At 48.3% G+C, this 26,580-nt stretch carries 13 protein-coding genes; 8 read left to right on the top strand and 5 right to left on the bottom strand.

Annotation, left to right across the window (positions count from 1 at the left end; genetic code table 11):
• Positions 1-554 precede the first annotated feature (554 nt).
• Together psaC and glmS are read left to right on the top strand one after the other, a co-directional pair.
• Positions 555-800, top strand: coding sequence for a photosystem I iron-sulfur center protein PsaC (gene psaC, locus NG795_RS22750; protein ID WP_007355303.1), 246 nt, complete (start codon positions 555-557; stop codon positions 798-800).
• A gap of 335 nt (positions 801-1,135) precedes the next feature.
• Positions 1,136-3,043 (top strand): glutamine--fructose-6-phosphate transaminase (isomerizing), encoded by a 1,908-nt coding sequence (glmS, locus tag NG795_RS22745; RefSeq protein WP_367290917.1) that lies wholly within the window; start codon positions 1,136-1,138, stop codon positions 3,041-3,043.
• A 171-nt stretch (positions 3,044-3,214) separates the two neighbouring features.
• Here glmS and NG795_RS22740 read toward each other — a convergent pair whose 3' ends face one another.
• The 3 genes from NG795_RS22740 to NG795_RS22730 all read right to left on the bottom strand — a co-directional run bounded on the left by NG795_RS22740 (position 3,215) and on the right by NG795_RS22730 (position 6,930).
• Positions 3,215-3,577: a type II toxin-antitoxin system RelE/ParE family toxin gene (locus NG795_RS22740; RefSeq protein WP_367290916.1), complete on the bottom strand. Its 363-nt coding sequence runs from the start codon at positions 3,575-3,577 to the stop codon at positions 3,215-3,217.
• A complete protein-coding gene (locus NG795_RS22735) occupies positions 3,567-3,812 on the bottom strand; it encodes a type II toxin-antitoxin system RelN family antitoxin (protein WP_367290915.1) in 246 nt (81 codons plus the stop codon). The genes NG795_RS22740 and NG795_RS22735 overlap by 11 nt, the downstream gene beginning before the upstream one ends.
• A gap of 493 nt (positions 3,813-4,305) precedes the next feature.
• Entirely contained in the window at positions 4,306-6,930 is a 2,625-nt protein-coding gene (locus NG795_RS22730) for a tetratricopeptide repeat protein (RefSeq protein WP_367290914.1), read from the bottom strand.
• 171 nt (positions 6,931-7,101) lie between these two features.
• Here NG795_RS22730 and NG795_RS22725 point away from each other — a divergent pair, with 171 nt between their 5' ends.
• Positions 7,102-7,500 (top strand): hypothetical protein, encoded by a 399-nt coding sequence (locus NG795_RS22725; protein WP_367290913.1) that lies wholly within the window; start codon positions 7,102-7,104, stop codon positions 7,498-7,500.
• 31 nt (positions 7,501-7,531) lie between these two features.
• Here the strand turns inward: NG795_RS22725 and NG795_RS22720 are convergent, their stop codons facing one another.
• Positions 7,532-8,266, bottom strand: coding sequence for a Uma2 family endonuclease (locus NG795_RS22720; RefSeq protein ID WP_367290921.1), 735 nt, complete (start codon positions 8,264-8,266; stop codon positions 7,532-7,534).
• Between the two features lie 349 nt (positions 8,267-8,615).
• On the opposite strand from NG795_RS22720, the gene NG795_RS22715 reads away from it, so the two are divergent.
• The 5 genes from NG795_RS22715 to NG795_RS22695 all read left to right on the top strand — a co-directional run bounded on the left by NG795_RS22715 (position 8,616) and on the right by NG795_RS22695 (position 22,884).
• Positions 8,616-10,400, top strand: coding sequence for a hypothetical protein (locus NG795_RS22715; protein WP_367290912.1), 1,785 nt, complete (start codon positions 8,616-8,618; stop codon positions 10,398-10,400).
• Between the two features lie 196 nt (positions 10,401-10,596).
• Positions 10,597-12,363: an SWIM zinc finger family protein gene (locus NG795_RS22710; protein WP_367290911.1), complete on the top strand. Its 1,767-nt coding sequence runs from the start codon at positions 10,597-10,599 to the stop codon at positions 12,361-12,363.
• A gap of 552 nt (positions 12,364-12,915) precedes the next feature.
• A complete protein-coding gene (locus tag NG795_RS22705; RefSeq protein WP_367290910.1) occupies positions 12,916-13,230 on the top strand; it encodes a Mo-dependent nitrogenase C-terminal domain-containing protein in 315 nt (104 codons plus the stop codon).
• A 232-nt stretch (positions 13,231-13,462) separates the two neighbouring features.
• Entirely contained in the window at positions 13,463-14,596 is a 1,134-nt protein-coding gene (locus tag NG795_RS22700) for a site-2 protease family protein (RefSeq protein ID WP_367290909.1), read from the top strand.
• A gap of 449 nt (positions 14,597-15,045) precedes the next feature.
• Positions 15,046-22,884, top strand: a complete 7,839-nt coding sequence (locus NG795_RS22695; protein ID WP_367290908.1) for a CHAT domain-containing protein — start codon at positions 15,046-15,048, stop codon at positions 22,882-22,884.
• Between the two features lie 47 nt (positions 22,885-22,931).
• Here NG795_RS22695 and amt read toward each other — a convergent pair whose 3' ends face one another.
• Positions 22,932-26,309, bottom strand: a complete 3,378-nt coding sequence (amt, locus tag NG795_RS22690; RefSeq protein WP_367290907.1) for an ammonium transporter — start codon at positions 26,307-26,309, stop codon at positions 22,932-22,934.
• Between the last annotated feature and the right edge of the window lie 271 nt (positions 26,310-26,580).

Below are 26,580 nucleotides of genomic sequence, written 5' to 3'. Positions count from 1 at the left end.
ACGACTTCAGTCGTTCTCTTAGTTCGTAGTAACGACTTCAGTCGTTCTCTTAGTTCGTAGTAACGACTTCAGTCGTTATACCCGTTTTGAGTTTAAACAGGGTCACCCTTCCTCCATGCGTTCTTAACCAAGAGAACGACTGAAGTCGTTACTACAAACTAAGAGAACGACTGAAGTCGTTACTACGAACAGAAGAGAACGACTGAAGTCGTTACTACAAACATCCGGAACGACTGAAGTCGTTACTACGAACGGGGGACTTGATTGAGGGTCCTTAACGGGGAGTCCCTTGGAATTGGTAAAGATTTATTACAAAAGAATGAACAGAGGCTTGCTACAAACGAGTTAAGCCCGATCGCCACCGCACCCCTCTAGTAAAAGGACCGGGCAATATATTACGATCTTTTAAGTTCTCGCTCCTTTTCTGAGAGGAGTAGGTAGGACTACGATAAACTAAGCCAAGATTTCGACAGCTTTAACGCTTACTCTAGCGGTTAAAGCGGCTATTACCAGATCCAAAAATTTGTTGAGAACACGTTGGGAGCTTATTATCCATGTCTCATGCTGTAAAAATCTATGACACCTGCATCGGTTGTACACAATGCGTTCGGGCTTGTCCCTTAGACGTTCTGGAGATGGTGCCCTGGGATGGCTGTAAAGCTGGCCAGATTGCCTCTTCTCCCCGGACTGAAGACTGTGTAGGTTGCAAGCGTTGTGAAACTGCCTGTCCGACCGACTTTTTGAGCATCCGAGTTTATCTCGGCGCTGAAACGACTCGCAGTATGGGTCTGGCTTACTAGAGTTGGATGATTTGAAGGCACTTTTGATTCAACAGTGCTTTTAAAACATTTAGAATTTGAATAGAAAGAGGGAGCCTTGCGCCCCTCTTTTTTCGCGTGAGGGTCTTCGGCCCTGGGGAACTCATTTCCGGAATCAGAGACTAGGCAGGGGAAGAGACTATCAACTTGCTGTAGGGGTTATTTGCATCCACGATCGCGCTGTCGATTTCTGCTCATACCGGGCGATCGCCACTTGAGACGTTAGGAAACTATAAAGGGATGCAATTATAGCAGAAACAGCACGGAAAAACTAAAATTCTATCCATTGCACCGTATCGAGAGGAGTTAACGGATAAATGTGCGGAATTGTTGGCTATATTGGCACTCAAGCGGCGAACGAAGTTTTACTCGCCGGATTGGAAAAACTAGAATATCGCGGTTACGATTCAGCAGGGGTGGCCACGATTTGGGACGGTAAACTCAATTGTGTCCGGGCAAAAGGCAAACTCCACAACCTGCGAGAAAAAATCCAAGGCATTGACAATCCCGCTCAAATCGGTATCGGACATACCCGTTGGGCGACTCACGGTAAACCGGAGGAATACAACGCCCATCCCCATACAGACAACCACGGAAAAGTTGCGGTGGTTCAAAATGGGATTATTGAAAATTATCGGGAGTTGCGCGAGGAACTCAAGGGTAGAGGTCATGAATTTCGGTCCGATACGGATACAGAGGTCATCCCCCATTTAATTGCCGAGTTGATGGCGGAACCGATGGTGGATGCACCGGGGTTTATGCCGTTAATCTCCCAGTTTTTCGAGGCGGTACGCAAGGCGGTGAATAAGTTAGAGGGGGCATTTGCGATCGCCGTGATTTGTGCGGACTACCCCGATGAACTGATTGTCGCCCGACAGCAGGCCCCTTTAGTGGTGGGATTTGGCCAGGGGGAATTTTTCTGTGCCTCGGATACTCCGGCGATCGTGCCCTATACCCGGGCGGTTTTGTCCTTGGAAAATGAAGAAATGGCCCGGTTGACGCCGTTAGGGGTCGAGGTTTATAACTTTGCAGGCGATCGGCTCAAAAAAACCCCCCGCCTCCTCAACCTCAACCCAGTCTTGGTGGAAAAACAAGGATTCCGCCACTTCATGCATAAGGAGATCTACGAACAACCGGCAGTAGTCCGCACCTGTTTGGAAGCCTATTTTAACCGGGAGTGGCAACCGGGGGATAATCAAGTTGCGCCAATCAATTTGGGGATTAATCCGGAACTGTACCAGGATTTGCAACAGATTGAAATCCTCGCCTGTGGCACCAGTTGGCACGCCGGGTTAGTCGGGAAATACCTCCTAGAACAGTTGGCGGGAATTCCCACCTCGGTCAACTATGCCTCAGAATATCGCTACGCACCGGCACCATTGCGACCCTATACCCTGGCAGTCGGCATCAGTCAGTCCGGGGAAACGGCGGATACTCTGGCGGCCCTAGCCATGGAAAACCAGCGCCGAACGGGACTGTCTGCTGCTTATAAAGCGCGCCTGTTGGGGATTACGAATCGTCCTGAGTCTTCCTTGGGGAATCTCGTCCCGGACATTATTAATACCCATGCTGGAATTGAAATCGGGGTGGCGGCAACGAAGACGTTTGTCGCTCAGTTGATGGCATTTTATAGTTTAGCCTTAGACTTGGCCTATCAACGCAAAACCCTCCCGGAAGCGCGAATCGAGGAGATTATCCAGGGGTTGCGCCAACTTCCGGCACAAATCGAACAGGTGCTGAGTTCTCAAGAGGGTAGTATTGAGGAGTTGGCCCATGAATTTGCCGAGACTCAGGATTTTATCTTCTTAGGACGGGGGATTAATTTCCCGATCGCCTTAGAGGGGGCGTTGAAACTGAAGGAAATCAGCTATATCCATGCGGAAGGATATCCAGCAGGGGAGATGAAACATGGACCGATCGCCCTGTTGGATGCGAAAGTCCCGGTAGTGGCGATCGCCATGCCGGGAACCGTGTACGAGAAAGTGATTTCCAACGCCCAAGAAGCAAAAGCGCGGGATGCCCGACTGATTGGGGTCACCCCGCAAAATGGGTTTGATGCAGCGGAGATTTTTAACAATGTCTTACAAGTGCCCGTTGTAGATGAGTTACTCTCACCGATTTTAGCCGTCATCCCGTTACAGTTACTCGCCTATCACATTGCAGCGCGACGCGGTTTAGACGTGGATCAACCGCGTAATTTAGCCAAGTCAGTGACAGTGGAGTAAAGCCTTAAGTGAGAAAAAGCAGCCTTTTCCGAGGCTGCTTTTTTGTGGCAAATGGGATGATGTTTTTCCTCGTGAGGGGGCTTCAGCCGCGTCACGAGAAAGACCCCCCCGGCCCCCTCCCCAAGACATCGGGGAGGGGGGAGAACTGTTCGTGATTCAGATGCTCCCTATTCATTCTGATTCATACAGCTCCTCTAAAATCGTTTGAATTTGCTCCGTTGTCATATCTTCTTGCTCAGATTTGCTATAAATCGTCAACAACAAAATACTGGTTTCTGATTCGAGCAAATAAATAATGCGATAGCCGCCACTTTTTCCTTTCTGGATATTACTATTTTTGGCTCTAACCTTGTAAACATAAAGGTTAGATCCAAAACCAGAAAGCCGATCGCCTAATCGATAGCCTTGTTGTAATGCCTCAATGACTACCTGAGTATCAGAACGAATATTGCGATATTTCTTCGCTAGTTTTTTGAGGTTATTGCGATATTCAGGCGTTAAATCAATATTGACGACTTCAGGATTATTCGGCATCAATTCCCTCCCACATTTGTTCTAAGGGAATTCTTCTTCCGGCTTTAGCATCTTGCAAGGCTCGGATTAAACTAGCTTTAATTTCCTCCCCGGGAGTATCATCCGGATCCAAGTCATCTTCATCGGATATCAAGAGAATCACTTTGACTCGGCTCTCGGATTTAATGTCTAAAGGTTCATCTAACAAAAGTTGGCCCTTATCATCGACTTTGCCCATGACTTCAACTGCTTTCATTGCTTGACCTCAAATTATGTGTTAGGCTGTTGCTCAAACTGCCTTTTTATAGGTTCATGGTTTCAGTTTAGCAAATTTACCCTTTTTTTCCTCACGAGAACACCCAGTTTATAACCCTTAAAACTAGACCAGAAACCGGGTTTCTCACCGCATCTCCTGCCACTTGCCAACATCTGATTAAGAAAGCCGGTTTCTCACCCTTGAAATTGCCCCCTATCGATAACTCCGGGTGGGACCAATGGGGTTACAAATATTCTTCATCTACCTGAATCTCTTCCGGTGGAATTTCAACAATTTTTCCATCCTGCCAGACTATAATCGGATGTCCCTATTGTTTGTGACGCAAAAAGGCACGATTGGCGGCAACTTTTAAAGCGCGATCGATGAGGGTTCTCTCCTCAAAGATTTCCGAGATGGATTTTGACGCTTGTTCGTTCATCTGTTAAATTCTCCTGTAATCCTATCCGGCGCTCACCCCTATTTTACTACAACCCTAAACTTCCTGATTCCACTCCCGTTCAATCCGTTCTAACTCCTTCATTGCACCTAATTGTTGATAGATTTGATGGGCTTCCTGGTAATGCTGTTGGGCAATTCCTTCATTCCCCCGCTTGCGCCAGAGTTGCGCGAGGCGAAAATTCGTTTCAGCAATATGCCAAGTCATTCCTAATTCTTTCATCTGTTGTAATGCTTCGGTTAAATATTGTTCCGCTGCATCAAGATTGCCTTTACCCAGTTCGTTTTCTCCCAAACTTCCCCAAGAGGTGGCTATGCCTTCTCTATCGCCCAATTCGGTTTCAATTTCTAAGCATTGCCGAAACAGACGCTCCGCCTCATCCCAGTTGCCGCGTTTTCGCTCGATATCTCCCAAGACTCCCCAAACCTCTGCTATGCCGGAGCGATCGCCCAATTCGGTCATCACTTCCAAAGATTGCCGATACAGAAGCTCCGCCTCATCCCAGTTGCCGCGACATTGCTCGATATATCCCAAACTTTCCCAAGTTGCTGCCATCCCGGAGCGATCGCCCAATTCGGTTCTCAAATCCAAAGATTGCTGATACAGACGCTCCGCCTCATCCCAGTTGCCCCGATTTCGCTGGATATCTCCCAAACCTCTAAGTGCAAAAGCAATGCTTTCTATTTTATTTTTTGTTCGGGAAATTTTTAAGTTTTCCAGAAGTAATTCTTCTACTTCATTACAATTTTCCATATCCAAATAGATACCCACAAAAAACATTAATGCTGCTTCATAAATATCTTTATTTTCATTTGATAATTGTAATAAAACATTTTTTACAAATTCCTCACGCTGCGAGGGGTTAGCATTTTTAAATGCAATCGTTATCAAGTTATACATCTTGCTTTCATCTCCAAGGTGAAATACAAAAGAAACTAAATCCCCCTTTCCCTTTGTACTACCCTGCTGTTGTAAATCATCAAAATTTTCAAGGCTGGCGGTAGAGCAAAATAACGACTTTACTCGGTGAAATATTTGAGGCAGTCCGTCGGATTCACGCCCCATAAAATCTGCAATCACTTGATGCAAGTCATAAAATAGCTCACACTTTTGCTCGTCATAACGCATCTGGACCAGACTGCTATCTACTAACCCCTTGACTATCAACTCGGTTTCGCTAATTTCTTCATCTGTAAACTGAATCGGTTGATTAGATGACGCAGCACTGGTTAAACGGTTATCGGTTTCCCATTCATCTTCATACAAGCGCAAAAATGTCAATCCTCGCAGATCTGCTGCCACGCGCAACACGCACATTCGCCGCAATACGGCTAAACCTGCCTCACTTTGTCTTTCTAGTTGGACTTGCAGGATGGGTTCTGCTTTTTTAGTGACCAGTTCCGGATGTTTCCGCAGATACCCCGGTTTACCTCTGGCAACTGCTGCTAATTGAGTCAGCAAAAAGACATGGCCCTCGACTCGCTGGGATACCCACCGCAAATCTTCTTCCTTATCTTTTAGCTGACGCTGCCTCAACAGTTCTACCCCGGCGTCAATCTCAATCCCTTCCAGCGAGTACACAAACACCAAATCGGGGTCGGGCTCCGTACCTTCGCAGCGGCGATCAGTCAAATCAACAGGGAATTCCCGACTGGTGAGAATCACTGTCGAGCAATGATTGCCGTAAGCAAAGGCATGAAGCAACTGGCCCCATTCAGGTGACAGCGCTTTCCCGCAGTCGGGATGGTGAGCGGGGTGTAAAATATCCTCCAGGTTATCCAGCACGACGACGCTGCGCTGTTTTGTCAACCCGTCCAGAATTTTGGTGATTTTTTCCGCTGCGGTTTTCAGGGGTTCCGGGGTTTCCATGTCTAATCCCCGCAGGAGAAACTCTGCCACGGCATCAAAACTGGTCCCTTGGTAGGTTTTTAAATACAATGCTTTCTGGTAGGGACAGGTTTCGGTGAGGGTAGGCGGTTGCACCTGCACTCCCAAGGTTTCCAGGAGTTTCACCGCTAAACTGGTTTTGCCGATGCCCCCTTGTCCGATAATCGTCAGCACTTTCGGGGGAGCTTCGGGAGCGAGTAATTTGGTTTTTAACTCCTGTAACAGCGCATCGCGCCCCACCCAGACAGGGATTTCAGCGATGGTTTCCAGTCCCACGGTTTGGATCCCCTTGCTTGGGGGTGGTGGAGGGGAACCGCTAATTTCATTTGTGACTGAGGGTGCGCCTTCTGTGGAGGAGTTTCCCGGTTGTCGGGTACGCCATAGCTGCTGAAACTGTCGCAGGTTCTCGTCCTTATCCTTACTCCAGAGTTTAAGGCTAAAAATCCATCGCGGGGAACCCCTCTTTTTGACGCGGCGATCGCACCAAATTTCCAGAAATTCGCCCAAATAGTTGGTCAAGGATGCCCCGATTTCCTTGCGCTTGTTCTTTTTTACCTTTTTAGATACTTTCCCCTTGCCATAAATCAGGACGCGCAAATCTTCCAGGGTGGTTTCTACTGCTAAATGCAGTTCCTCCCCGTCTTCCCACCTGGCATCAAGGTTCACGGTGGTGAGGGTTTCGTCTAAGTCGTCGTTGGCACAGTCGATCAAAAGCTCTAGCAGTTGCTGTACCCGAGGTTGCGTTTTTTCCAAACCATAACTGAACTTGGACATGGCAAGTGGCATCAAAGTTGAGCAAAAGTTTCGGGAAAGTTTCGGGAACCCGATACCGAAACCCCTCCCTGAATCTACCCGAATGTTTATAGTATAGTGCTTTCGGCGCTTCCTTGCTTTCGGGAATACCCGAAATTTTACAACTGCATTATCGAATTGGAAAATAAGGTAATGCGAATTTCTAAACGCAATGTGTTAATTATTGCCAAAGCAACGGCAAAGGCTGTGGGGTTAATTCATCCGGGTGCAGAAGTTGTTCTCACCTGGGTCCTAGCATTCTGCCGTATTCTCTATGACAAAGAGATACTGGTGCAGCAGGATCGGGTTGAGCAACGAGTTCCCCTTTCTAAGCGCCATCTGTTTATTATCGGTGAAGCAACGGCAAAGGCGGTGGGGTTAATTCATCCGGGTGCAGGAGTTGTGCTCACCTGGGTCCTAGCCTTCTGCCGTATTCTCTATGACAAGGAGATGCCGGTGCAGCCAGCGCGGGTTGAGCAACGAGTTCCCCATACGGTGCCGATCGCCCAAAAGGTAGCGCAGAAACAACAGGAATCGGACAATGGGGAATAGAGGCGATCGCCCTCCAATCTTCATCCCCGCATCAAGCATCAGGAGAGGATTCCGCCGAATCTTCTCCTAGTGGTTGCACAAACCCTTGATGTTCCGGGGAACTGATTCCTTGTTGCAAAACGGTCAAAACTTGCTGCATATTCCCTTGCAGCAGATTGGGAATATCTAGCCACAATCCGGGGAAGACTTGTGAGCGAATGATTCCTTGCTCATCAGGCGTTACGGATACATAATCCCCCTCTTCTAACCGAAACCAATCAATTTTTTCATCAAATACTTGCCAAATGATATATTCTTTAACTCCATTGCGGCGATAGGCTCGTTTTTTATCTCCGAGGTCAATGGTGGCACTACTGGCGGCAATTTCGGCGACGAGTTCCGGTGCGCCTTGGATATATCCCTGTTCATCAAGGGTGGATTGTCCCCCGTTTTCGGGACTGATTAATAAGACGCCATCGGGTTGGGGTTCGTTGTCTACATCTAGGCGCACGGTGGGTTCAATTCCCATTTCCACTTGAGGGGTGGCAGATTCATACAACCCTAATACAGTAATCAGATATCCATGAGGTTTGGCATGGGACCGAAAGCGTAAGGGGGATGCCATATAAACGACTCCTTCGATGAGTTCAGCTTTTTTGATATCCGGCATGGCGTGATAGCGGCGCTCGAATTCGGGACGAATTAAGCGATCGCCGTTTTCTAAGGGGGGTAAGGAGTGAGGGGGATTCAACCGAGAGGCGATCGCTTGCGGTTGGGTGGATGTCATCGCATTACTCTCCATCAGTGCAATACAAATTATACTCATTTTATCTTTAGCCCGTCCAGGAGAGGCGCTGTTTCTATCGCCCCATCCGTTCGGGTATCCCGGCATGGGTGTCAGTTCTGGAACAATGATGCCTCTATGATAAACCGAATCTCTCGGATTCGGGTCTGGGAATGCAGCTATCCCGTAGGGAATCGCCTAAGAAGAACCCCACCCTAGCCCTCCCCTTGCCAAGGGGAGGGGACCGGAAAAAGAATCACTGCTTTCTGGGGAGGTTAATTGGGCGATCGCATTGGGGTTTTTTTCAGGTAATATCTGAATTGTCCATTCCCTGAAAACACAGCAGGTTCTTATGAATTTAACCCAGTTGACCGTCGAAGATATTCAAGAATTGGCCGATAATCCGACTATTTTTGAGAAAGGTCAGTTGTGCTATAACAGGAAGTCGGTGGATCAGTTTTATATGTCTGGAAAAGGGATTACGGCGAAGGTCCAGACTAGACAAGGGAATTACAGTGTAGAAGTTCGTCCGGGTGGGGGGACTCTCACGACCCATTGTACTTGTGCTTATGAGGATGGGGTTTGTGAGCATAAGGTGGCGGTGTTGTTGTATGCGCTTTACGGTGACCCGGATGATCCGTTGGGGGCTGATGAGGATGAGATGGAGGCGATCGCCTCCATCTCATCCCCGGCAAACACGCCCGATGCTTTGGAAGTGGCATTGCGAGGGATGGGGGTTGATGAATTAGTGAAGATGGTGTTGCAATTTGTGGAGGAGTTTCCCGAGGTGCGTCATTTGCTCCTGTCTCAAGTTAACCTGCCGTCGGAGATTAGCGAAAAGACATCAACCACTCAGGTAACGGTGAAAGAACTCAAAACAGAGATTAAGAACTTTTTTGAGGAGACTTATGAGAAGTTGATGGAGGAGGAAGACGAAGATTATGATGACTATTATTATGATGACTATTATGAAGAAGATGATGAGGAGGATGAATTAGACTTAGATGAGGTTTTCGAGTTAGCAGAAACCCTTGATTTACGAGACCAGCTTGATGTGTTTTGGTCAGTAGGGACTTGGGCCAATCACTACTTTTTAGAGGAAGAATATTTAATTGGAGAGGAGGAAATTCCTAAAGCATTAGAGCGATTTGCTCAGGTGGTGTTGGCTTTAGAAGAGAGTGGAACCCAGAAGCAGATTTATATTAATTCGGTGGTGGCTCTGCTCGATTGGGAGATGTTCCAGAGCGCTGAACTGGATGGGGTGGTTAAAGATACGTTGGATATCCTTTGCACGACGGTGGAAGATTATCACTATCTGATTAAGCAGCTAGAATCTAGCCCTGATGAGGATGCTGTAGATTGGATTGCGGACTGTTACCGCAGGTTAGGGGATGAGGAAAATTATTTATGGTGGCGTGAGTCAAATTTAATCCGGCCCTATCAGTATTTGGAGTTAGCCAGTTATTGGCAGGAACAAGGGAAGCTGGAAAAATATAGGAAAACGTTAGAACGATGGGTTTCTCTTTACAACCTGGACAAACTTGATCGGGATGATTATGGAAGCCTGCAAGATTATTATACAGACCGCAACCATCACCAGCTTATTTTGTCTGAATTAAGTGATTTTTATCAAGAAAAAGGGGACTCGGAGAACCTTTATCGGCTCTTGATGCTGAGGTTGGAGGAAAATGGCTATTCTCTTGATTTGTATCAGCAGATTAAGGAAGTGGCTACGGGGTTAAAGCGGTGGTCCCTGGCACAGCCGGAGTTGCTAGAACGTGCGGCAACTAATCTGGCGTCGTTAGCGGAAATTTATTTATATGAGCAAGAGTGGGACAAGGCGATCGCTCTATCGGAAAATTCTCCTTGTGGACAGTCCACGAACCTGAAAATTGCTGAGGGTGTCAAAGAACATCGGCCTCAAGCAGCGATCGCCATTTATGAGAGGGTGGTGATCAAGTATATCAATGGCAAGACGCGATCGGATTACCAGATTGCTGCAAGGTACGCACAGACGCTTAAATCGATTTATCTGGATATCATAAAAGATGCCTCCGGGTGGCAGGGTTATATTGATAAGCTCCGGCAGACTTATCGCAATTATCGGGCGTTGCAGGATGAATTTAAGGCGTTGTAGGGGAAAATCACAATCGGTTGTTACGGTTAAGCGCATTCGTTTCTGCTGATACCTCATCAGGGTGATCCGGAACACCCTACTACTGGAATGGTTATTCCGGGGCCTTTTCTGGAGGCTGGCGATCGCCTTGGGAGTTTCTAAGGTACGATCGGATGAGTGCATGGGGTGAAACAGCAAATACTGGAGGTAGCTATTTATGAATTTAACCGATCTAACCCTAGAAGAAATTAGAGAATTTGCCGATAGTCCGGCTATTTTTGAACAAGGTCAAGACTGTTATGATCAGGGGACAGTCGAGCAGTTTTTTATGTCAGGAAAGGGGATTAAGGCTAAGGTTGAGGGAGAAACCGGCCAATATTCTGTAGAAATTCGCACAGGTAAGAGCAAGCTCACGACAGATTGTACCTGTGCTTATCGGGGAGAGGTTTGTGAGCATATTGTGGCGGTGTTGCTGTATGCAATGTTGGGCAATCCAGAGGATGAGGAGGAGTATGAGTATGAAGCCCCGATGAGTTTGGCTCAGGAGATTACTCCGATGATTGAGGATATTTTGCGGCGCTTATTAACTGGACAATTGAGTGAGCAGGAGGTGCTTCAAATCCTGGCACAAGGTCCACAAGGATTGAAGGTGCTGCCTCAGCCAGGGGTTGGACAAAAAAACAATGTGATTCCTTTTCCTAACTCCAAGAAGAAGACGGTGGCGGAGTTGAAGAAGGAGATTCAGGAGTTTTTTGAGGGGGTCCAAGCGGAGGAAGAGGAACTGGAGGTTTTTTTGAATGAGAATTATAGCTTTTTTGACGGGGGGGAATATGAATTTTCTCATTTAACTGAGGTGTTTGAACAGTTGCATCATCTGACTTTGGCAGAACAGATTGATGTGCTGTGGTATGTGGTGACTTCTGGAAACTTACTGTTTAGTCAGACGGGGAAGGTTTTTGCGGAGAGTGAGATTGCTCAAGGGTTGGAGTTATTTGCCGATCGCGTGATGGCGTTAGATCTGGAGATGCCGCAGAAAGAGGTTTATCTGAATTCTGTGATTGCGGTGTTCGATTGGCCGATGTTTCAGAACGAGGAACTGGATTTGGCGCTGAAGGACGCGATGGCTACTCTATGTTCCACGGAGGAGGAGTTACGCTATGCGATCGCCACCTTAGAAACCATTGGTTTGGAACGGAATAGCCGGGAGTGGGTGATGGATGCCTATCGCCGATTGGGAGATGAGCAGAACTTTATCCGATTATATGAAGAAAATCTGGACAGTATTGAAGAATATTTAATCCTGGCGAATTATTGGCGGGATATGCAGAGAGATATCCCGAAGTCGATTGCGATTTTAGAACGGTGGATTACTGAACATACACCCACAATGGGAGATAACCTAGAGGACTGGGCTGATTTATATGCTGAGGATTGCCCCTATACTAATCAGCTATTAACGGACTTGACCCAGTATTATTATGAGCAAGGCGATCGCCCGAATCTGTATCGAATGTTTCGGCTGTGGCTGCGGATTGATGGTCTTTGCATAGAATTATATGACAAAATGAAGTCAGTGGCAATCGAGTTAAATTGTTGGGAAGACTGCCAACGCCAGATGCATTTGTTCGCCCGAGATGATGCTGAAGTTCTCTGGAAAATATACTTAAAGCAGAAAAATTGGGATGCGGCCATTTCCTTGGCCGAGGAACCAGGTTGTCCGATCCCCGTCAAACAGGCAGTCGCCGCTAAGGTGAAATCCTCTCATCCAGAAGCGGCGATCCGCCTGTATAACCAACTGGCACATCACTATATTCAAAAGAAAACCCGCCCCAACTATCAAACTGCGACCAAGTATGTGAAGCTGATCCGAGAGGTTTATCTATCCATTCTGAATTCTCCCTTCCAGTGGGATGATTATCTCTACGACCTCCGGCAGCAGTATCAACGCTACCGGGCTTTACAAGAAGATTTGCAAAAGTTATAGGGTTGATAAAACGCGCGTTCCCACAAAACCTGCCTACAAGAAGATTTGCAAAAGTTATAGGGTTGATAAAACGCGCGTTCCCACAAAACCCCCACAACCACAAGATTTGCACAAGTTATAGGTTTAATAAAATCTTTGTTCCCAGAAACCTCCTGTAATTGTAGGCGTTTCCGACCGTTATGAGGTACATTTAGAGGAGTGCGAGCAAGATGCAACGCACTCCTCTCAATATCTGTACCTTATGAATCCACCGAACCACTATACCCAGGTGATTTACTCCGGAAGCCAGCATTTTCATCGGATTTACCTCTCTTCCCCGAGATAGAGAGAGTAAATCCTGCACCTAGACAGGGTTCTGGCGTTTTCCTGTGGCCTCGAATGCACCGACAGGCTCTTGAATCTCCCTTTGTTCATATAATTAGACCCGAAAACTCTATCTTACGAGGGGGGATTTTACTACTTTGGGAATGGGACAAAGCCGGAATGCCGGAGTAATAATGGAACCTATAAGAGACAACAACCTTCAGGAATTTAGGTCAAGGAAGAATCGTGATGTTTATTTTCTCAAGCTTATTAACTGAGTCGAAAACTCTTTATAAATTTCGGATGGATGATGTTCTGTTCCCCATCCGCAACTGGATCGAGGGCATTGAAATTAAAAATCCTGAACAGGCGAAACAGTTGTGTAGGCTGATTCCGGCACAATGTCCATTTGAACGGGATATCCAGCTATTTGGACGGACTTTATTTCATATTCCCCCGCTATGTAAGCTCAATCCCTTTTATGAGCAACTGGTATTTCTGCGGTTTCGGGCATTATGTTTCCTCGCCGACGAATGTGGGGAAGATGTCACGGCCTATTGTTAATCCTCCGGGCATCACAGGTTGATTTATAAGGCTTCTGCGCCTTCTGCTTCAGACCGTTCCTCCAGGAAATCCGTATATTTACTCAGTTTAAAATCCGGTTTCTCTAAGCCGAACCCCTAGGGACGGTTACTACCACTCAAGCTAGATTGACCGATTCGTTACATTTTGTTACAGTAGATGTAATGAGAAGCAAAACACTGCATCTCAATTGTTAATAAATGACGGAGCCAATATGAACGGCAACATTCGCATCGGCAACTTATTCGGAATTCCTTTTTATGTAAACCCTTCGTGGTTTTTAGTGCTGGCTTTAGTGACTTTTAGTTATGGCGGAGCCCTGGCCTCTCAATTTCCGGCAATGGGGTTAATCTTCCCCTGGATATTAGGATTGGTTGCGGCGTTGTTGCTGTTTGCTTCAGTCTTAGCCCATGAACTGGGACATAGCTTTGTAGCCATTCGTCAGGGAATTGAAGTTAAATCTATCACCTTGTTCCTGTTTGGGGGATTGGCGAGTTTAGAACGGGAGTCCAAAACCCCCGGTGAGGCATTTTGGGTGGCGATCGCAGGTCCGGCAGTGAGCTTACTGTTGTTTGCACTCTTTAATGCAGTGGCCTTAACAACACCAGTCACGGGCCCAGTCGCTGCAATTCTGGGACTGTTGGCCTCGATCAACTTAATGTTAGCCCTATTTAACCTCATTCCCGGTTTACCCCTCGATGGCGGGAACATCCTCAAATCCCTCGTCTGGAAAATTACCGGCAACCCCTATAAAGGTGTAATCTTTGCCGGACGAGTCGGACAAGCACTCGGTTGGATTGCCGTCCTTCTCGGTGGGTTGTCCATCCTGGGTATCAGCAACATTGGCAGCTTCTGGACCTTGTTAATTGGGTTCTTCCTGATTCAAAATGCTGGCACTGCGGCACAATCGGCCTCAATTCAAGATACCCTTTCTCACTATACTGCTGCGGATGCGGTTAACCCCAACAGTCCGATTGTCTCTGCGGAACTCTCCTTGCGTGAGTTTGCCAACGAGTATATTATCGGTAGCAAAACCCAGTGGCGCAAGTTTTTAGTCACGGATGAGGCGGGATATTTAATCGGTTCGATCGCCGTGGATGATTTGAAACTGATTTCTACCTCGGAATGGCCGAACACCCAGGTGAAAGACTTGATGAAAACTGTGGAATCTACGACTACCATCAAATCTAATGTCACCTTACTTGAAGCGATCGCCATTCTCGAAGACCGAGAACTCTCTGAGTTACCTGTGATTAATGACAATGGCGTGTTAGTCGGACTCCTGGAAAAAGGTGAGATTGTCCGAAAGTTGCAAAAACAAAAATCTACCCAAACTAATCCGGCCTAATCCTTCATCGGCTCTTAGTTTAATCTAACTCTGACCCGGTTTCCCTGAGAAACCGGGTTTTTTGGTGTCCCTGAACTCTCTGCCTCACCCCGGACCCACTTCCGCAGAATGTTAAGCGGAATTTTAACGCAACGGACCCCTGAACCCAGGGAATCTCTCCCTCTCAAGAATTTGTGTCAATCCGTCCCTAACTTAGGGAATTTTAAGTATGCGTTTTATCAGAATTTAAAACAAGGATTGAGTAGAAATACTGAAGTTGTCAAAGGGGGACACAATCAAGTAAAGTAATAGAAACCTCAAAATAAACTTATTGTTGAGTTCCACTGCCTAGAGAAACCGCCCTGCAACGGATAAAAATGGGGTGAAGTTTGCCAGAATCAGCTAATCAGTTTGGAAAATAAGGGTGCTTAAGGGGATAAAATTTCACAGATTAGGAGGTTAAGGGAATCATGGGTGATGAGGTGACTCCAGTCAAACAATCTACAGGCAAGCAGATTCAGTGGATTATCACTGGATTAGTTGCCACCGTGATTGGGGCGCATCAACATCCCTTGTTGGCCCAAGGTATTGATCCGGCAACCGATGGGACCGGGACCCAAATTACTACGGAGGGAACACAATTTAATATTCAGGGGGGACAGCAGTCGGCAGATGGGGCCAATTTGTTCCACAGTTTTGACCGCTTCAATTTAGAGGCGGGACAAATTGCGAATTTTCTGTCCAACCCGGCGATCGCTAACATTTTGGGACGAATCACGGGAGGCGATGCCTCTTATATTAATGGATTAATTCAAATCACTGGGGGTCCGTCTAATCTCTATTTAATGAATCCCGCAGGAATTGTCTTCGGGTCGAACGCGCAACTTAACGTTCCCGGAGACTTTTTAGCAACGACTGCCACAGCAATCGGGTTGGGTGACGGGTGGTTTAATGCGATCGGGGAAAATTACTGGGCAAGTTTAGTGGGAACCCCATCTCAGTTTGCGTTTGGGTTAGAACAACCAGGAAGTATTGCCAATTTTGGGGAGTTAGTCCTGCAACCGGGGAATCATTTAACCTTGTTAGGCGGAAGCATTTTGAATACGGGAACCGTTGCCTCTCCCGGTGGAAGGATTACGATCGCAGCGGTTCCCGGTGAAAGTGTCGTGAGAATTTCCCAAGAAAATCATCTGCTGAGTTTAGAGGTGAGACCCCAGGAGACGCAACTATTGGAGGCGATCGCCCCCTTGTCGTTACCCGAGTTGCTCGTCGGAGGGAGTCTCACCCATGCCACCGGCGTTGCGGTTCAGGCAGATGGTACCATCGCCCTCACGGGTTCAGGAGTCACCGTTGCTGCACAACCAGAAGATGTCATGACTTCCGGGACTGTGGATGTCTCGGCAGAGGAAACCACCGGAGGACAAATCGCCCTCCTCGGCAACCGGGTAGCGGTAGTTGAAGGAACTCTGGATGCCTCGGGGAGTGGTGGCGGGACAATTAGAATTGGCGGAGACTTTCAGGGACGAGGAAATATTCCCAATGCCACCCAAACGGTGGTGAGTGAAGGGTCAGAAATTGCGGCAGATGCGATTCATGCAGGGGATGGCGGTAGGGTGATTTTATGGGCCGATGATACCACCGAGTTTGCTGGAAGTATCACCGCCCGAGGCAGTCAGGAAACCCCATCGGATGGGGGTTTTGTGGAAGTGTCTGGGAAAGAAACCCTCCTGTTTCGCGGCGATGTGGACTTGAGTGCAGTCCGGGGAACTGTGGGGAACTTGCTGCTGGACCCAGAAAATATCGAAATTGTGGCGAATGGCGGGACTCACAACAATAAACTGCTGTTTAACAGCACAATTTTAGGGACAAATGATCCAGGCATAACCTATACAATTAGTGCGGGAACGTTAGAGGGGATTGTTGCAGATATCCGTCTGGAGGCGAGTAACGATATTATCATCGCCCCGGGAGTCTCTCTGAACTTTGCCAATCCCGGAGGAACCCTCGTGGGGGAAAATCCCTTACAACTGACCATTATTGCGGATGCCAATAATAACGGCAGTGGCGATTTTAGAATGGACCCGACTCAATCCATTATCGCTAAGGGTCGGAGTTTAGACATTTCCGGGGTGAATATTACCCTGGGAAATGTAGATGTGAGTGATATTAGTACGAACATCCTCGTAGTGGGACTGGTGGCCCGAAATGCCGGGAGTGTCACCCTCACCGCTACCGGGGGAGATATTGTCACGGGAAATATTATCGCTGAGGCGAATGATAATTTGCTGGGGGATTTGATTCAGCAAGGGGGTGGGAATATTACCCTATCTGCCCCTTTGGGACAAGTAGAAACCGGGATTCTCAGTACCGCTGCCTATATGGATGGGTTGGTGAAAGGGGATGGGGGTGTCATTGCGATCGCTGCTGGAACGGATATACAAACCGGGGATATCAGCACTCGCAGTAGTGGCGCATCCGGTGGGGCCGTTACCTTAGAGAGTGCCACCCGTTCGATTTTGACAGGAAATATCGATTCTCGGTCCTATAGTGCCGGGGATGGGGGTAACATTCGGATCACGGCCACTCAGGGGAACATTAGGACCGATAGCATCGGGTCTCGGTCTACCACGAATGGGACCAGTGGCGGCAGTATCGATTTATTTGCGCCGACGGGGACTATCTCGGTGCAGTCGATTCAAGGATATATTAATCCGATTAACATTGAAGGCGATTTGCAGGTTAATCAGGACTTGACCATTGAACAGTACCAGAACCAGGGAGAGATTAACCTAGAAGGGTCTGTGAATGGGGATGCGAGTTTGTTCCTCCAGACGGAAGGGGGAACCGTTACGATTAATTCTGTGGTGGGGGAAGAGAGACCTTTAGTTGCTTTAACAGTGAATGCTGGTCAGACGGCGATCGGCAAGAATATCACCACTACCCAGACTCAAACCTATAATACCCCGATTACCGTCACCGGGGATGTGGAACTCACGGCCAATCGGATTCATTTTACCGATGTCGTTTCGGGAACCACTCACCTCACCTTACAACCCTTTAACCCCACCCAAGACATGGCGATCGGGGGACCGGGTATAGGAAATCCCCACCTTTTCCAACTCACGGATACCGATTTGGGGTGGTTACAACCGGGGTTTGCTTCCCTCACGATTGGCCGGAATAACAGTAGCGGGATTGCCACGGTTACCAATTCTCTCACCTTTAACGATCCCTTGCTGATTAGAACGCCCCAGGGTGCGGGTTCAATTTCCGCCCCCGATGGGATTGTGGGAAATGCCTCGATCGCCCTGGATGCCGGGACCCATATTATCACCGGGGATATCATCGCCCCGGGAGGAATTGGACTCAATGCCGGGAAACATATTACCACCGGAATCTTGAATGCCTCATCTGCTGGGGATGGCGGGGATATTACAATTGTCGCCGGGGACGATATTACCCCAGGAAATATCACCGCACTGGGCAGTTCCGGGACCGGAGGTGCGATCGCCCTCACTGCTGGAGGAATCATCACCCCGGAAGATGAAATCATCACCAATAGCAATGCCATTCAAATCGAGGGAACCGTTATCCTGGATAGAGATACGACCGTTGATGCCGGAGGCGGTATCATTGATATCATCGGTGAGATTGATGGCGGGTATAATTTAACCCTGCAAACCGCCACGGGTACAATCAACCTAGAGGGGAATATTGGAGAAACCACCCCCTTAACTCGCTTAACCACCGATACCCCCACCACCTTATCGGGAAATGCCACCGCCACTCTCCTGGACTTCGGGGATAGTTTAGTCTTAACGGGCAATCTCCGGTTACGAGGAGAGGAAATTGACTTGGGCGGTCCTGTCTCCGGGACAGGTGACCTCACCTTAGAACCCTTCACCGCGAATCAACCCATCGCCTCGGGGTATGCAGAGAATAATACCCCTGCTTTAGACTTGACTCTAACTGAATTAAATCAATTTCAAAATGGATTTAATTCGATTACCATTGGCCGGACTGATGGGACTGGACCAATTGATTTGAATCAAGTGGCAATCAGCGACCCTCTGACCGTGCGATCGCAGACGGGAATGATTAATCTGCATAATACCGTCCGAGGCACGGATAACGCTTCGGTGACCTTGAGTACCACCAGAAAAATTCAACTTCTCAATCCTGCCACCGTAGAAACAACGAACGGAGAGATTACCTTCGATGGGACTGTCAACGGCAATCAAAATTTAACCGTAACTGCCGGGAATAGCAGCATTAATTTTAATTCCAGCATCGGGGCAGTTACTTCTTTAAATGATATTACATTAACCGCTGATGACATTAATTTTAGAGGGACAATTCGGGGTCAAGGGAATTTGGTTTTACAACCTTTTACTCCCAGTTTAGATATCAAATTGGGGGGAATTAATATTGACCATAATTCCGCATTAACCCTGAGTACAACGGAACTGGATTTATTACAAACCGGGTTTAATTCCATCACCATCGGACGGACAGACGGGACCGGAACTACAACCTTAGAAGCAGGTCGGGCCAAGGTAGAATTTAGAGATTCGCTGATTTTGCGAGGGAATACCGTAGAACTCGCCGGTGAAATTCGGGGTGAAAATGATTCCTCAATTACCTTTGAAGGCAACAGCATTATCCTGGAGGATAATACAGCAGTGGAAACGGGCCAGGGAGATATTACTTTTGCCGGGACCTTGCATGGCGATCGCGCCTTAACCCTGAAGGCCGAAAATGGCACAGTTCGCTTACAAACTGCTAATTTAGCGGAACTGAATGCCACAGCAGTTGAAACAATTCTGGATGGGGATATTGTTACCACCCAGAGTAATGGGATTACCCTTCAAAGCAGCAATATTCAACTGAATCGAGATATTACCCTGGATACCTCCGCAGCAAATGGACCGATTAAGCTTGGGGGAACGGTGAATGGTTCCCAAGAGTTGACCTTAAATAGCGGTACAGGTAACCTAGAAATTATGAAGGCGATCGGGAATATAATTCCCTTGATAGGATTAGAAATTCAGGCCGGGGATATTACGGTAGATGCCCCAGTCGCCGTAGAATTGGGCGGGATGACCCTTGATGCCACGGGAACCGTTCATCTGAACCGCCCGATCGCCACCGAGGGCAATACCCAAGTCACCGCTGTGGGGAATATCACCACCCGGGATCTCACGGCGGGCAACATTACCCTAGAGAGTACATCCGGAACTGTCGCTGTCGGACCCTTAACGACCCAGGCAGACAATGGCGGGGCGATCGTCCTGAGTGCCAATACCGGCATTACCGCAGGAAATATCAATAGTAGCGCCAACCTGGGAACGGGGGGAACTCTCACTGTTAATACCACTACCGGGAATATTGTCCTGGGAAATATCAACACATCCGGGGTTACTGCCGGAGGTGTGGTGAGCATTGAAACCGGGAATAATATCACAATTGGGTCCGTGAATAGTCGCGCCACAGCAGGAAATGGGGGGAACATTGCCTTAACCGGAAGCAATGGCACTCTGGCACCGGGAATCATTACCTCGGGAGACTTGAACGCATCCGGTGCATTGAATGGAGGCAGCATTCAAGTCCTTGCTGAAACCGCCATCTTTGCCGGGGCGATCGCCGCCACAGGAACAGTAGGGGCCGGGGGGAATGTCACCCTCGACCCGGAAGGAGATATTCAAGTGAGTTGGATTAATACGCAAGGGGGCACAATCGGCGGCACCGTTGATATCACCACCGGCACCAATTTCCGCGCTACGGGGACATTTACTGCTGCCAATGGACAAGGGGCGAGTATTTCCACCATCGGGGGTACAGGTAGCGGTGCGATTATTATTCGTCATGGCGGCGATGGGATTGTTCCGTTTATCGTCGGAGATGCCAGCATCAATGGGACTGCCGGGGCCTTGACGACGGGGACCGGTGAGATCAGGAATGACTCGTTTTTATATACCTTTACCCAAGGTAATATCGGGATTTACTCGGTTCCAGAACCGACACCCGCGCCGGTAGAATCCTCTTTGCCAGCACCCGCGCCCACTCCAGAACCGACACCCGCGCCGGTAGAATCCTCTTTGCCAGCACCCGCGCCAACTCCAGCGCCGGTAGAATCCTCTTTGCCAGCACCCGCGCCAACTCCAGCGCCGGTAGAATCCTCTGCACCCACACCCGCGCCAACTCCAGCGCCGGTAGAATCCTCTGCACCCACACCCGCGCCAACTCCAGCGCCGGTAGCATCCTCTACCCCGGTCCCGATTCAATCACCACCGGAGGCATCCCGACCCCTGCCTACACCAAAACCAGCAGGAAATATTCCCCGGGTCTCGATCGCCCCGATATCGCCGATGGAATTACCGCCCAGTGCGCAATCCCTAGACCCGGGACCGCATCAAGTCATCGGTCCTGAAAGTGAGCGATCGCCCATTTGGGTCACTCCGGAACTCGGTGAGTCCATAAAATTGCCCCGGATATCTCCAAGTGAGGGGGAAGTCGTCGCCCATCCGGGGGGAGAACTGCCTGCGATCGCACCGGATACCAACAACCTACCATTATTGGAATTGCCAGCGGAAGTCACCGAGACTTTGCCTGAACCCTTATCCCAACCCACCGGGGAGACTGTGTCCGAATCGGGACAAGGGGAGATCGCCCCCTTATCCGAACCCCTCACTTCCGGTACACCGGGCGATCGGGTTTCTGTCACTCCCCTCAACTACTCCGGTGGACAACCCTTAGAACCCCTCGGCGATCCGGGATGGATTTTTAATGAAATTTTGAGCATTGATAGTTCAATTTGGTATCACTGGGCAGTCCGCGAAAATTCAAACTTATCGGATACCGAAATTGCCCAAGGGAAGAAAATGCTGGAATCCCTCAAACAAATGAAATCTACCGTGGGAAACCTCATTCCTAATGCTAATCTCAGGGAGTTATTTTTGATTTCTCATCAACAGGAAAACCACTCGATCAGTTCAAGGGTAATGGGGGCGTATCCCCCTGCTCAACCCTTCCTGGAGGGGGAAAAATCCGAACAGATAATCTCGCGCCTAGAACTGGCCTTTGCCAACCAGAATCCCGAAGAACTGATCTGGGCGCTCGAAGAGTCTCGGAATCAAGAATTCCAAGACTATCTTGGTATTACTGCCAATTTACCCTCCCAACATTTAACCCTGGGTAGTTTCCAAGCAACCTTGAAAAACTTAAAGGCGCAAACCGGAAAACAGGCCGCCATTCTTTATGTCATTTCCCGGGGCGATCGCTTAGAAATCATCTTAGTCCCCCCGGTTGGTACTCCCATTCACAAGACCATTTTTGAAGCGACTCCGGAAGTCTTATTTCCCGTTGTCAATGAATTTAGATGGGAAATTACCGACCCGAGGCGAAAAAATATGAACAACTATTTTGCATCGGGAAAACAATTGTATGATTGGATAATTGGACCCGTTGCTGAAGAATTAAAAAACTTGGAAATTGACACCCTGATGTTTTCTTTGGATCCGGGATTACGCAGTTTACCCGTTGCCGCATTGTTTGATGGAGAGCAATTTTTAGTTGAACGATATAGTTTGAGTTTAATTCCCAGTTTTAGCCTAACTGCCCATAGTTATATGCCCATTCAAAACGCTCCAGTTTTGGCAATGGGAGCCTCAAAATTTACCCAACATTCTCCTTTACCGGCAGTCCCCTTAGAGTTGACCCATATTGGGGAACAAACCGGGTCCCAACACTCATTTTTAAACGAAGAATTTACCCTAGAAAATTTGGTGAGATCTCATCAAGAAGATAACTTTAAAATTATTCATCTGGCGACTCATGCGGAATTTCAAACGGGCGATCGCACCAATTCTTATATTCAACTCTGGGACCGTCGGCTGAATTTAGATGAAATGACAACATTAGAGTTAGATATGCCGAAAGTGGAGTTGTTAGTGCTATCCGCTTGCCGAACGGCCCTCGGCGATCGCGAGGCGGAATTAGGGTTTGCCGGATTAGCGGTTCAAAGTGGCGTAAAAACGGCGATCGCCTCCCTGTGGTATGTCAACGATGAAGCAACCTTGGGACTCATGACCGAATTATACCATCATCTTAACTTAGTTCCCCTAAAAGCCGATGCCCTGAGGCAAGCACAACTTGCCATGCTACGCCAGGAAGTGAGAATTGAATCCGATCGCCTGATTCACTCCCAAGGGGCGATCGATCTGCCACCGGAACTGTCAGACGAGGGATCTTACCCCTTGTCCCATCCCTACTATTGGTCCGGATTTACCGCGATCGGCAGTCCCTGGTAAACCCCATCGGGAGTTCAGATTTCCCCCATTCATCGCAACTACAAAGATCATGTCAAACCCTTAACCCTCACTTCATTTTTGAGTAAATAAGTGATCATTTGACCTTTCCCCTTCACCTGAATTGGACCGCGTTTTTCTAATACAAACTTACCTTCTAAGCGCAAGTAAGTCGATTCCGTAACTTGAATTGCACCGGGAATCCCATGAGATTCCATCCGGGAGGCAATATTGACCGTATCCCCCCATAAATCATAGATAAACTTTTTCAATCCAATCACCCCAGCGATGACGGGACCGCTATTAATGCCAATGCGAATCGTAAACGGTTCGCGAATTTTTGTGCTAAACTCAATTACTTCTTGCTGCATATCCAGGGCCATTCTGGCAATGGCTTCCGCATGATCTTCCCGGGGTAATGGCAATCCCCCCACCACCATATAAGCATCGCCAATTGTCTTAATTTTTTCTAACCCATGTCGTTCCGCAAGTAAGTCAAAGGTTGAAAAAATATCATTGAGTAAATGAACTAACTCCCTCGGCGAAACCCGAGATGCTAATTTTGTAAACCCCACAATATCGGCAAATAATACCGTTGCTTCGGAAAATCCATCGGCAATCGTGCCTTGTTCCTGTTTCAGTCGAGTAGCAATTGCCTCGGGTAAAATATTTAATAACAACCGTTCCGACTTTTCTTGTTCATTCCTTAACGCAATTTCCGCTTGTTTGCGTTCTGTAATATCTCGGCAAAGGGCTAACAACAATTGTCGGTTTCCTGCCTCCAATAATCCTACCCGCACATCCACGGGAAACGTACTCCCATCCTGGCGACGATGCACCCCTTCTAAGGCAATGGGAACCCCGCGAATCATCTCCCGCCAGCGTTGTTTAAGGGTTTCAAAGGGTAATTTTTGTTCGATATCCGCCATCGAGCGATCGAGCAACTCCTGACGACTATATCCTAAACTGTCACAAACGGTATGATTGACCTCAATAATCTGCCCCTCTAAATCATGGATAATAAACCCATCTGCCGCCTGTTCCATCACCGATCGAAATCGTTCTTCACTGTCTCGGAGTGCCGCTTGTGCTTGTTTGCGTTCCGTAATATCTCGAATCGCTGCCACTCGCAATTCCCGCCCTTCAGAGGGGAGAATTCGTCCTTCTATTTCAATGGGAAAGCGAGTGCCATCTTGTTTTAATCCCGTCACTTCGTAGGGTTTTTCATACCCAGTTGCAATATGCTTGAGAACCAAATCCCGATGTTCGGGGACAATCAAACTTAACCCATTGCGATCGATTAAATCAGAGAGGGGATAGCCAAACATCTTGACACAGGTTTGGTTGACATCGATAATCTTTCCCTGCTCATGAACAATAATAGCTTCTAAGGTGGCCCCGGATAACCGGCGGAACCGTTCCTCACTTTCTTCTAACGCTTTTTGAGCTTGTTTGCGATGGGTAATATCTCGAAAGGTTCCGGTATAAAAGGCAGTGTCTCGGAACTTGGCTTCTGTAATGGAAACCTCCACGGGAAATTTAGAGCCATCGGCACGAATCCCCACGAGTTCATGAGGATGTCCCGAGGCGACAATTTCCGATAAAAGTTGTTCGATTTTGAGGTGTTTGTCCGGTTGCCAATATAAAATATCTAGGCCAAATTCAATCAATTGAGGGAGGGACATTCCCAATAAGACGGATTTTTGATAGCCAAAAATCACTTCCGCCCGAGGATTAACGCTCATAATTTGAAAATTCAAGGCGTTAAAGGTGGCGATCGCATCGGTAGCGGTTCTGACGATCGCATCCGTCCGCGTCACCGCCTCCTCTAGGGCATTCATCACCTGATTATAGCGATCGGCAATTTGACCCACCTCCGTAAACGGTTCCACCGGCACTCGTAACGTCAGGTCCTGGGTTTTCGCCTGGGAATCCATCACCCGAAACAGATCCAAAATCTCTGTTTTCGCACGATGTTCCGAAACATTCAACCCAATATACTCATCCGCTGCCGACACTCGCAACGGGGAAAATCGATTCACCACCGAGAGGAACGAGTAAGCAATCCCAAAGGCGAGAATAAAACAACTCACAATCCCTAAAACCTGGACTCCCAACTGTTCGAGGCGATTCAACCCCGTCCCCAACAGTTCAGGGTCTCCAAATAAGGCCACCGCTAAGGTTCCCCAAATTCCGCCGCCAAGATGGACGGGGACCGCACCCACGGCATCATCCAACTGGAATCGAATTAACAGGGACTCGACCGCGATCGCCACCAACCCCGCGATCGCCCCAATCGTCACCGCTGAAATGGCCGTCACCCCATGACAACAGGCGGTAATCGCCACCAACCCCGCCAGGGACCCATTAATCAGCCGGTCTACCTCGGGAATCTCCCGGGACCACCACCCCGTAATCAACGCAGTCATCATTCCCGCGACCCCCGCCAGGACCGTATTCACAATAATCCGGGCCACATCTTCATTTAAGGCGAGGGTACTGCCGCCATTAAACCCAAACCAACCCAACCACAAAATTAACGCCCCCAGCACCGAAATCGGCAGGTTAGAACCGTGGATTTTTTCCGCCTTTCCGAACTTGGGAAACCGACCCGCCCGCGCCCCGACAATGGGTAAACTGGCTAGAGAAACCCAACCCCCCAGACTGTGCACCACCGTAGAACCGGCGAAATCCACAAACCCCAGTTTTCCCAACCATCCCATTAGCGCGCCGTGATTGACCCCATTCCAGGCCCAATGTCCAAAAATTGGATAAATGAGGCCAGAAATTAGGCAAGCAATTAACAGGTAAGACCCAAATTTCATCCGTTCAGCGACGGCACCGGAGACAATGGTGGTGGCAGTGCCACAAAACATCGCTTGGAACAAAAAGAAGGCCAAATCAAAGGCCGGTAAATCGGTTTTTAAAAAGAATCCGCTCCCGCCAATCCAGCCTAGGAAGGACGTTCCAAACATTAAGGCAAATCCAAAGGCCCAATATAATGCCACGGAACAGCCAAAGTCGGTAAAGTTTTTAACCGCAACATTAATACTATTTTTAGAACGAGTCAGTCCCGATTCCAGACACATAAATCCCGCTTGCATCAAGAAGACCAAGCCGGAGCATAATAAAACCCAGAGAATGTCAATGGTTAGATAAGTGGGTTGAGCCTGGGATCCGTTCTCTCCCTCCTCAAACCGAGGTTCATCGCTGCGGGTAATCGCAGTGATGGGTTCCGGGGTTCCCCCTCCAGGGGGAATCTGAAAGTTCAAGGGTTCCGATCGCGATCGCTGGACCAGGGCGCTGGATGAGCCAGTCTGAGCGATTAAGGGTGGGTTGAGGAGGCGATCGCCATCCCTAGAGGGGGTTGCTGATAACCGGGGTTGGAGGGTAATTACCAATCCCAGGGTCAACAGAAATAAAAGCATCCTAATCAAGGACTTTCGGTGCATAGATTCCAGGTACAGAGGATAGGGTGTCAGCGGAATTTTATGAAAATTTTACCCGGATAGCACCGGGCTATTCTAATAAACAGAGCCAAGGTTTATACTGTCCGGACTCTCTTGTGTTCATTTTCCAAACTCCCATTCTTTCCGTCATTAAACTTCAGAAAAGGCCTCCAATTCACGGCTGATTGTTTTGAGCACGCCTCTCGCTCCTTGGGCGATTCATCAACGGTACCCACACCTAATGATTGAG

This window comes from Laspinema palackyanum D2c (genome assembly GCF_025370875.1).
Classification (GTDB): Bacteria; Cyanobacteriota; Cyanobacteriia; order Cyanobacteriales; family Laspinemataceae; genus Laspinema; species Laspinema palackyanum.
The sequence above is the reverse complement of the archived record's forward strand: the minus strand, read 5'-3'. Positions and strand labels throughout refer to the sequence as shown.